The sequence below is a fragment of the Polaromonas sp. P1_G2 genome (assembly GCF_056405515.1).
Genome location: NZ_JBFUBY010000185.1, coordinates 1 through 8,582, shown reverse-complemented (window position 1 = coordinate 8,582; position 8,582 = coordinate 1). Strand labels below are relative to the sequence as shown.

General features: G+C 62.4%; 10 protein-coding genes. 5 read left to right on the top strand and 5 right to left on the bottom strand.

The features are described 5' to 3' along the window. The coding region (locus AC1D0P_RS17645; protein WP_477677937.1) for a ferritin family protein at positions 1-790 on the bottom strand (790 nt) is incomplete at its 3' end. Between the two features lie 317 nt (positions 791-1,107). Here AC1D0P_RS17645 and AC1D0P_RS17640 point away from each other — a divergent pair. Beyond that, positions 1,108-1,698: a glutathione peroxidase gene (locus tag AC1D0P_RS17640; protein WP_477677936.1), complete on the top strand. Its 591-nt coding sequence runs from the start codon at positions 1,108-1,110 to the stop codon at positions 1,696-1,698. A 435-nt stretch (positions 1,699-2,133) separates the two neighbouring features. On the opposite strand, the gene AC1D0P_RS17635 is transcribed toward AC1D0P_RS17640, so the two are convergent. Next, complete coding sequence (locus AC1D0P_RS17635; protein WP_477677935.1) at positions 2,134-2,751, bottom strand: glutathione S-transferase N-terminal domain-containing protein; 618 nt, start codon at positions 2,749-2,751, stop codon at positions 2,134-2,136. A 134-nt stretch (positions 2,752-2,885) separates the two neighbouring features. On the opposite strand from AC1D0P_RS17635, the gene purB reads away from it, so the two are divergent. Then, a complete protein-coding gene (purB, locus tag AC1D0P_RS17630) occupies positions 2,886-4,277 on the top strand; it encodes an adenylosuccinate lyase (protein WP_477677934.1) in 1,392 nt (463 codons plus the stop codon). Here the strand turns inward: purB and AC1D0P_RS17625 are convergent. Together AC1D0P_RS17625 and AC1D0P_RS17620 are read right to left on the bottom strand one after the other, a co-directional pair. Beyond that, positions 4,274-4,594: a DUF2007 domain-containing protein gene (locus AC1D0P_RS17625; RefSeq protein ID WP_477677933.1), complete on the bottom strand. Its 321-nt coding sequence runs from the start codon at positions 4,592-4,594 to the stop codon at positions 4,274-4,276. The genes purB and AC1D0P_RS17625 overlap by 4 nt on opposite strands. A gap of 55 nt (positions 4,595-4,649) precedes the next feature. Continuing rightward, the gene (locus AC1D0P_RS17620; RefSeq protein WP_477677932.1) at positions 4,650-5,087 is read right to left on the bottom strand and encodes a DUF3717 domain-containing protein; all 438 of its coding nucleotides are present in this window, start codon (positions 5,085-5,087) and stop codon (positions 4,650-4,652) included. Positions 5,088-5,557: 470 nt separating this feature from the next. Here AC1D0P_RS17620 and AC1D0P_RS17615 point away from each other — a divergent pair, with 470 nt between their 5' ends. The 3 genes from AC1D0P_RS17615 (at position 5,558) to AC1D0P_RS17605 (ending at position 7,226) form a co-directional block, all read left to right on the top strand. Then, positions 5,558-6,286: a TerC family protein gene (locus AC1D0P_RS17615; protein ID WP_477677931.1), complete on the top strand. Its 729-nt coding sequence runs from the start codon at positions 5,558-5,560 to the stop codon at positions 6,284-6,286. Between the two features lie 58 nt (positions 6,287-6,344). Next, entirely contained in the window at positions 6,345-6,794 is a 450-nt protein-coding gene (locus AC1D0P_RS17610; protein WP_477677930.1) for a hypothetical protein, read from the top strand. Between the two features lie 75 nt (positions 6,795-6,869). Continuing rightward, positions 6,870-7,226, top strand: coding sequence for a phage holin family protein (locus AC1D0P_RS17605; RefSeq protein WP_477677929.1), 357 nt, complete (start codon positions 6,870-6,872; stop codon positions 7,224-7,226). Here AC1D0P_RS17605 and AC1D0P_RS17600 read toward each other — a convergent pair. Next, positions 7,182-8,582: M48 family metalloprotease (locus tag AC1D0P_RS17600; RefSeq protein WP_477677928.1), on the bottom strand; the 1,401-nt coding region annotated here is incomplete at its 5' end. The genes AC1D0P_RS17605 and AC1D0P_RS17600 overlap by 45 nt on opposite strands.

The window sequence follows — 8,582 nt, the reverse complement described above, 5'->3', positions numbered from 1 at the left end:
CCTGTACGGTCTTGAAGCTCTGGTTCATCAGCAGGCTCAGGTTGTGCAGGATGCGCTCGACCACCTTGCCCTCCCACACCGCGTCGAACTTGATCTGTGTGTCCAGCCAGTGCTCCAGCCATTCGGGATTGGGCAGGCGGCTCTGGATGGTGTCGCGCGGGAACAGGCTTTTGTTCACGTGCAGGTTGGTCGGGTGCAGCGCCTGCGCCGTGCGGCGGGCGCTGGCCATCAGCACGCCGACCTTGGTGAAGGCAGTCCTCGCCTCATTGCCGAAGTTGTTGATGGCGCGCTTCATATAGCGCAGGTAAGCGCCGCCGTGGCGCGCTTCGTCCTGGCTCAGCTGGGTGTAGATTTGCTTGATGACGGGCTCGGTGTGCCATTCGCTGGCACGGCGGTACCAGTGGTTCAGGCGGATCTCGCCGCAAAAATGCAACATCAGCGTTTCCAGGGCGGGCGCGGGCTCGAACTCGAAGCGCACTTCGTGCAGCTCTTTTTCCGTGGGGGCCAGGTCGGGGCGGAAACGCTTGAGGTATTCCATCAGCACCAGCGAGTGCTTTTGCTCTTCGAAGAACCAGATCGACATGAAGGCCGAGAAGTCGCTGTCGTCCTTGTTGTCGCGCAGGAACATTTCCGTGGCCGGCAGCGCGGACCATTCGGTGATGGCATTCATCTTGATGGTCTGGGCCTGCTCGTCGGTCAGCTTGGCGGGGTCGAAACTGGCCCATGGAATGTCTTTGTCCATGTCCCAACGGACAGACTCAAGCTGTTTGAACAGTTCGGGGTAAAGCATTGAGAACTCCTTCGCAATCGAATTCGCAGATAAATCTGCCTTGGACGCCTGCTGTCGCATCCTGGGTACTAGGGTGATTTTAGGCGGCTAATGTGACAACTTGCGATTTGTCGGCAATTTACCGGCAAATCGGGCAATTTCGTGGCCCATTCCGGCATGTTGGCCTACTCGAGCGCTCTTTCACCGCACGTTTTCATGCTCCGGCAAGCGCCGCAGCGCGTACCTTCAGAAGGCATGCCCCATGCCGGTACTTGTGCCGAAAACCGAACACCGCCAGAATGAAACGCGCCCTCCACCCAAAGCCCGAGAGTTTAACCATGCCAGCCTCCAAGCCCCGAATCCTCCTGCTGGGCGTGTTTTATTGCGGCGCCTTGCTGGCAGCCTCGCCAGCCGCGCAGGCGGCCCCGGCCAGCCCGGCACCTGCGGCCTGCACCGGTCTTTTGCAACAAACCTTTTTGCGCCTGCAGGACGAAAAGCCCCAATCTCTGTGCCAGTACAGCGGAAAAGTGGTGGTCGTGGTCAACACCGCCAGCTTCTGCGGCTTCACGCCGCAGTACCAGGGGCTGGAGGCGCTCCACGCCAAATACAAGGATCAAGGCCTGGTGGTGCTGGGCTTTCCCTCCAACGATTTTTCGCAGGAAACCGGCAGCAACAAGGAGATCGCGGACTTCTGCGAAAACACCTTCGGGGTGAAATTCCCCATGTTCACCAAAACCAGTGTGACCGGTAAAGACGCCAACCCGCTTTTTAAACAGTTGTCGGCCAAAACCGGCACCACGCCGCGCTGGAACTTCTACAAATACGTGATCGCCCGGGACGGCAGCAGCGTCACCAGCTTCAACTCCAGGGACGACCCATCCGGCCAGCCTTTTCTCAAAGAGATCGAAAAGCAGCTTGCAGTTCGCTGACGGGGCAGCAGAGCCGGCAGCCATTCGCAAGCGGCCGCGCCCCTATTCCGTTAACAAAAATTTACCTGGCAAACCTTTTGCCTGGGGAACTACCGGGCCTTCGTGCGCTCATACTTACGTATGCGCAATCTGCTCTCGCAAGAGATCAGCAGCGCAGGCAAAAAACAGTTTCATTGTTGCGAAGCCTTCTGAGCCGTCCAGGTTCAGCTGCAATCCCGGGGCGCTCCTCCTCCTCCCTCCCTCCCTCGTTCGCGCCGGGGCGCTTCGCAGCATTTTTATATTCCAGCCGGCAAGGCGCCGCCCCATGAGCGGCACCCCTTTGCCTTCCGCGGTTACCGGATTCCGGTATTGCCGGTTTACTGCGATACAGAACCTGCCCGGAGCCGGCTATTCGCCTCGGCTCGGGCCTCCGCATTGATCAACCGCCACGGGAACTCAGCCCGGCGGGATCGTTTCCGCGAAGCTGGTGCGCTGCATGAGCTTGTCCTGCAGGCGGGTCAGGTTGGGGTAGAGTTCGCGCCAGTTGACCTGCGTGAAACGCAGATCAAGGTAGCCCAGCGCACAGCCAACCGCCACGTCCGAGAGGCTGAAATGGATGCCGCTGCAGAAGGCCTTGTCGCCCAAGCCGGTGCTCATGGCCTTGAGGGTGGCGTCTATCTTGCCCATTTGCCGGTCAATCCAGGCGTCGCTGCGTTGCTTGGCACCGCGGCCGCTCCAGGTGGCCTCCAGGCGCGCCAGGATGGCGGCGTCGATCAGGCCATCAGCCAGGGCTTCCCAGGTCTTGACTTCGGCGCGCTCGCGGCCCTGGGAGGGAATCAGCTTGCCAACGGGCGACAAGGTGTCCAGGTATTCGACGATCACGCGAGAGTCGAACACGGCTTCGCCGCCTTCCATGACCAGGCAAGGCACCTTGCCCAGGGGATTGGACGCGGTGATGGTGGTGTTCGCCGCCCAGACATCTTCCAGGATGAACTGGAAGTCGAGTTTTTTCTCGGCCATCACTATGCGCACTTTGCGCACATAGGGGCTGGTGGCGGAGCCAATGAGTTTCATGATGGTGTGAGATCGTGGTCCGAGGGAAGTGCATTCTATCGAGTAAGCCCAGCCCCGGGCTGACAGGTTCCCCCAAACGTCGCAAATCTGGACAGTCCCGCGAGCCGGCCCGGGGCCCGCCCTACAATTGGAGGATGAGCTCTTCCACCCCGTTTTCCACCATCAACGCCCTGTCCCCGCTGGACGGCCGCTACGCCGGCAAACTCGCCCAATTACGTCCCCTGATGTCCGAGCAGGGCTATATGCACCGCCGCGTCCAGGTGGAAGTGGCGTGGTTCATCGCGCTGTCCGACGCCAAATTCGCCGAATTCAAGCCGCTGAGCCCAGGCGCCCGCACCTACTTGCTGGGCCTGGTCAAGAATTTCTCGGAAGCCGATGCCGCAGCCATCAAGGACATCGAAAAAACCACCAACCATGATGTGAAAGCCGTCGAATACTGGATCAAGTCCAAATTCGAGGCCAGGCCCGAGCTCAAGGGCGCCAGCGAATTTGTGCACTTCGCCTGCACCAGCGAAGACATCAACAACACCAGCCACGCGCTGCAGCTCAAAAGCGGCCGCGACCTGGTCGTGCTGCCGGCGCTCGACAAGGTGATTGCCCAGTTGCGCGACATGGCCCACCTGTTTGCCGGCGAGCCCATGCTCAGCCGCACGCACGGCCAGACCGCCAGCCCGACCACGGTCGGCAAGGAAATCGCCAACGTCGTGGTGCGCCTGGCCAATGCGCGCGAGAAAATCGCCGCCGTCAAGCTGATGGGCAAGATGAACGGCGCCGTGGGCAACTACAACGCCCACCTCTCGGCCTGGCCCGATTTTGACTGGGRAGCCTTCAGCCGCAGCGTGATCGAAACGCCCGAGCCGCTGGGCCTGGGCCTGACCTTCCAGCCCTACAGCATCCAGATCGAGCCGCACGATTACATGGCCGAACTGTTCGATGCCGTGGCCCGCGCCAACACCATCCTGATCGACCTGGCCCGCGATGTCTGGGGCTACGTCAGCGTGGGCTACTTCAAGCAGCGCTTGAAGGACGGCGAAATCGGTTCGTCCACCATGCCGCACAAAGTCAACCCCATCGACTTTGAAAATGCCGAAGGCAACCTGGGATTGGCCAATGCGCTGCTGCGCCACATGAGCGAGAAGCTGCCGATCTCACGCTGGCAGCGCGACCTGACCGACTCCACCGTGCTGCGCAACATGGGCGTGGCCCTGGGTTACGCCGTGCTGGCCTACAACTCGCTGAGCGTGGGCCTCAACAAGCTCGAACTGAACCGCGAAGCGCTCAGCGACGACCTCAACAGCTCCTGGGAAGTGCTGGCTGAACCGATACAGACCGTGATGCGCCGCTACGGCGTGCAGGGCGCGTATGAAAAACTCAAGGAAGTCACGCGCGGCAAAACCGTGAAAGCCGAAGACCTGCATGCGCTGATCCGCTCGCTGGAGATTCCCGAGGCCGAGAAAACCCGCTTGCTGGCCATGACGCCGGGCAGCTACGTCGGCCTGGCGGCCGAGTTGGCCAAGCGCGTCTAGGCGGACGCCGCAGGCGGCGTCGGCATGTCCGCGCCGCACTGCCAGCACTGCTCGAAACCGCCTTCCACTGTCTCGCCGCAGGCGCACAGCCAGCGCCGCTGCGGCATGTTCTGCAAGCTGTGCAACAGTTCCTTCGCCTGCATCTCTTCGTGGTCGTGCGTGAGCCAGACTTCGGGGAGGCATTGGTCGGGCGGCAGTTCGCCGGCCACGCTGCCCAGGAAGTAACGCTGGACGCTGGCCGAAAAACCGGCCTGCTGCAGGGCGCCCACCCACAGCGCGGCAATGGCGATATTGGGAGCGCGGGCCAGTCTGAGCATAGGGCCAGTGTAGCCCCGCATGCCGCTGATCGCTACCAAATTGATAGCTGAAAGTTCAGGACGTCTCGTCGGAGGAGGCCGGCGCCTTGCCTTCCAGCGCCCGGTCCGCATAGCGGCCAAAACGCCAAGCCGTCGCTTCCTGCGTGATGCGCCGCCAGGTGGTGCGCTTTTCACCGGGCGTCATTTCGGGCCAGCGCTGCACCTCGTCGAAAGTGCGGCCGCAGCCCTTGCACAGGGCGTCGCCCTGGCTGGTCGAACAGATCGCGATGCAGGGCGTGTCGGCTGTCGTGTCGTACCAGGCGCGCCAGGCCGCTAGCGCCTTTGGCGGGAAGGTTTTTTCGTCGGCCTCGTCCTCATGGTAAAAAACCAGGAGCGCATAGACCTCGGCCAGCGCGCGCAGTTCAGGCGCCAGCGTCACGCCGTCCGGCGACGGTTTTTTGTCGCGCCAGTAATTGATGGCGGCTTCGATATCGGTGATGTGGATGCCGGGCATGGGAATAAAGTACCAAATTAGGTGGCTGGCCGCGCCAAAAGAGAAGGATGCGCGAAGCCGCAGGGCCGGGCCGTTCATTATCGGGCAGACGGGAAATAGCTTCCCCCGACGCGGATTTAGCCGCGATCAGGGAAGATGCCGGCGACTTGCAAAAAATCCATTTTTATTGTCAAATATCCAGACGAAGGGGAGTAACTCCCTCGTTTTGCTGCAATATTCGATAACAGACACCACAGCAAAATCGCTAACAACAAGTCGTCATTACGAAGTTCACACTTCCGGCTTGTTGGGCATGCAGCGACACTGCATGTCGAGCCAGACCTTCGATTGAAACCTGAACAGGTTTGATCGAGGCGTTCGCGGCACCAGTTTCCCCTGACCCGAACCACCCACAGGCCTTTTCCGGTTTCACGAATCCGGAAATCCGTTCATTCGGATTTCCAAGTCGAAACTTGACATGGAGTGTGAGCTTGGAACTATTCACCGCCCCCTGGTGGTCCGCCCTTTTGGCGATCATCCTCATTGACCTGGTGCTCGCCGGCGACAACGCCATCGTGATCGCCCTGGCCGCGCGCAACCTGCCGTCCCACTTGCAGAAAAAAGCCATCGTCTGGGGCACCGTGGGCGCCATTGTGGTCCGCTCCGCCATGACCGTCGGCGTGGTGTGGCTGCTGAAAATCCCCGGCCTGATGCTGGTAGGCGGCCTGGGGCTGCTGTGGATCGCCTACAAGCTATTGGCCGACCAGGGCGACAAGGAACACGACGGGCCCGTCGCCAGCACTTTCTGGGGCGCCATGAAAACCATTGTGGTAGCCGACGCCCTGATGGGCATCGACAACGTGCTGGGCGTCGCCGGCGCCGCGCACGGCTCCTTCGACCTGGTCGTCATCGGCCTGCTGGTGAGCATCCCCATCGTTGTCTTCGGTAGCACCATGGTCCTCAAGCTGGTGGAGCGCTTCCCCATCATCATCAACCTGGGCGCCGCCGTGCTGGCCTTCACCGCCGCCAAGATGGTCGTAAGCGAGCAGTTACTGGACTCGATCTATGGAGGCCCGAATACGCTGCCTTCGGCCGAAAACCTGCACACGGCCGCCCAGTGGATTACCTACGCGGTGGCGGTGGCCGGCGTGCTGGGTGCGGGCTGGTGGGCCACCCGGCGCAACCGCTCGACCCGCGACGCGGACCTGATCCCTCATTGAAACCGGCAACCCGTCACCCGCAAGCTTTCTAAAACGACGACAACTCAAGGAGAACTTCATGGACAACATCATCGTGTACGTTGACGACGCCGCATATGCCTTGCAGATGCTGCAACCCATGCTGCCCGCCGGCGGCCCCCGCAACCCGACCCGCTGGATCGTGGTCGGTTGCGCACCCCGCGTGACGCACCGCGTCAGCAAATGGGTGACGCACAGCGCGCGCGAAAGCTGGCGCGGCAAGTGGGCGGAAAAAGTCTTCGCCCAACTGATGCCGGTGCTGGAAAAAGAGGGTGACACAGTGCTGACCCAGCTGGCGCAAACCACCTTGGTGACCCAGACCGAGTTCCTGATCAAGCAGCACGGCGCCGCGCGCGTGCTGGATGCGCGCCGGCCGAAGTTCGGCCAGGACATGCAGCCCGTGACAGCCTCCCAAGCCCAGGAAAGCCAGGGCGTGCTGGGCTATGCCACGGCGCTGGCCAGCGCCGGATTGCTAGTGGCGACGGACTGATTGGGTCCGCCACTCCTTGCCAATGCGCCCTCGGGGCGCATTTTTATTTGGGCGGCCCGATGGTATTCTTCAGCCATGAAACTCCTCCTCAAATGGCTTTTCAGTGCGGCCGCCCTGCTGGCGGTCGCGTACCTGTATTCGGGCGTGATGGTGAGCAGCTTCACGGGCGCGCTGATCGCGGCCGCCGTGCTGGGGGCGCTCAACATGGTGGTGCGCCCCATCCTCGTGCTGCTGACGCTGCCCGTGACGCTGGTGACGCTGGGGCTTTTCCTCTTCGTCGTCAACGCGCTCATGTTCTGGGCCGCGGCCGGCCTGACCAGCAGCCTGATGAACGTCACGGGCTTTGGCGCCGCGCTGATAGGCTCGCTGATCTATTCAGCGCTGCAGCTAGTGATCGACTTTGTCCTGGAGCGCCTGTTCCTTGATAAGTGATTCCGTCTGGCGCGTTCGCGTGTCGAGGATGGAACCTTCCACGTAATCCGCGCTGCCGGGGTTGCTGCGCATCAGGGCCTGCGCTGCCTTGAAGCGGTCCAGCGCCGCCGGATAGTCCAGTTGCGCCGCGCGGCTTTCCGCATCGGCGCGAATTGCCCGCACATTCTGGTTCTGGTTGCCATAAGCCACGGCAAGCAACTGCCAGGCCGTCGCATCCTTGGGATGCGCCGCCACCCAGGTCTGCAACCGGCCGGACACATCCTGGGCCCGCTGCGCCGCCAGCAGCGAACGGGCCTGGGTCAGGACTTCCGCGCGCGACGTGGCTTTTGAAATATCGACGCTTGCGGCCGTCGCCGGGACGACGCCAGCCAACAAGTCGATGTCGACGGCCAGCAAATCCGCCGCACTCGCCGCCTGCGGCACCTCCGCGACGAACGGCCGCAGTTTTGCCAGCAAGGTTCTTGAGGCGGCGAAATCGCGCAGCTGCGCCGCCGCATAAGCGCCTGCGTACACAACACCGACATCGCGCACGTTTTCCACCGAAGCCGGTGCCTGCATGACCAGTGGCGAAGTGCGGCGCTGGGCCTCCGTCACCATGGACCGCAGCGCATCCACGCCCGGCGCCGCCAGGATGCGCGCGCGCGAGGCCATCATGGCGTGCAGCACACGGGCCTTTGCGGCCTCGATCAGTTTTTCACGCGAAGGCTTTTCGGCCTCCATGGAGGCCAGTTGCACGCGTGCCTGCGCCGCGGCGATCCGTTCGGTCGTCAGCGGGTGGGAGCGCAAATAGGGGAAGGAGCCGTTATCGTTCAGGCGTGAGGCCTGCTGCAGCTTTTCGAACATGGCGGTCACGCCGCGGCTTTCAAAACCGGCGTCGGTCATGACGCCGAAACCGATACGGTCCGCCTCCCGTTCCATGTCCCTGGAAAAATTGAGCTGGTTTTGCACCGCGACCGCCTGGCCGCCCACGATGGCGGCGCTGGCGGCATCGCCGTTTTTCCCGGCCGCCAGCGCGCCCAGGACCATGGCGGCGATCATCCACGGCGTCTGGCGCGACTGCTGCGTCAGCATGCGCGAAATATGCCGCTGCGTGACATGGCTGATTTCATGGCCGAGCACGGCGGCCATTTCGTCCGCGCTGCCGACCGCGGCAACAWGGCCCAGGTGCACGCCGAAATAGCCGCCGGGCAGGGCGAAGGCATTGATGCTCCGGTCCCGGATCAGGAACACCTGCCAAGCAAAGCGCTCTTCAAGCTCCACATGCAATTCCCCGCGCGCGCGTGCTGCGGCTATCAGCGGCAGCCAGAGGCTTTGCACGTAGTCGACCAGCACCGGGTCGTCGATGTAGTCCGGGTC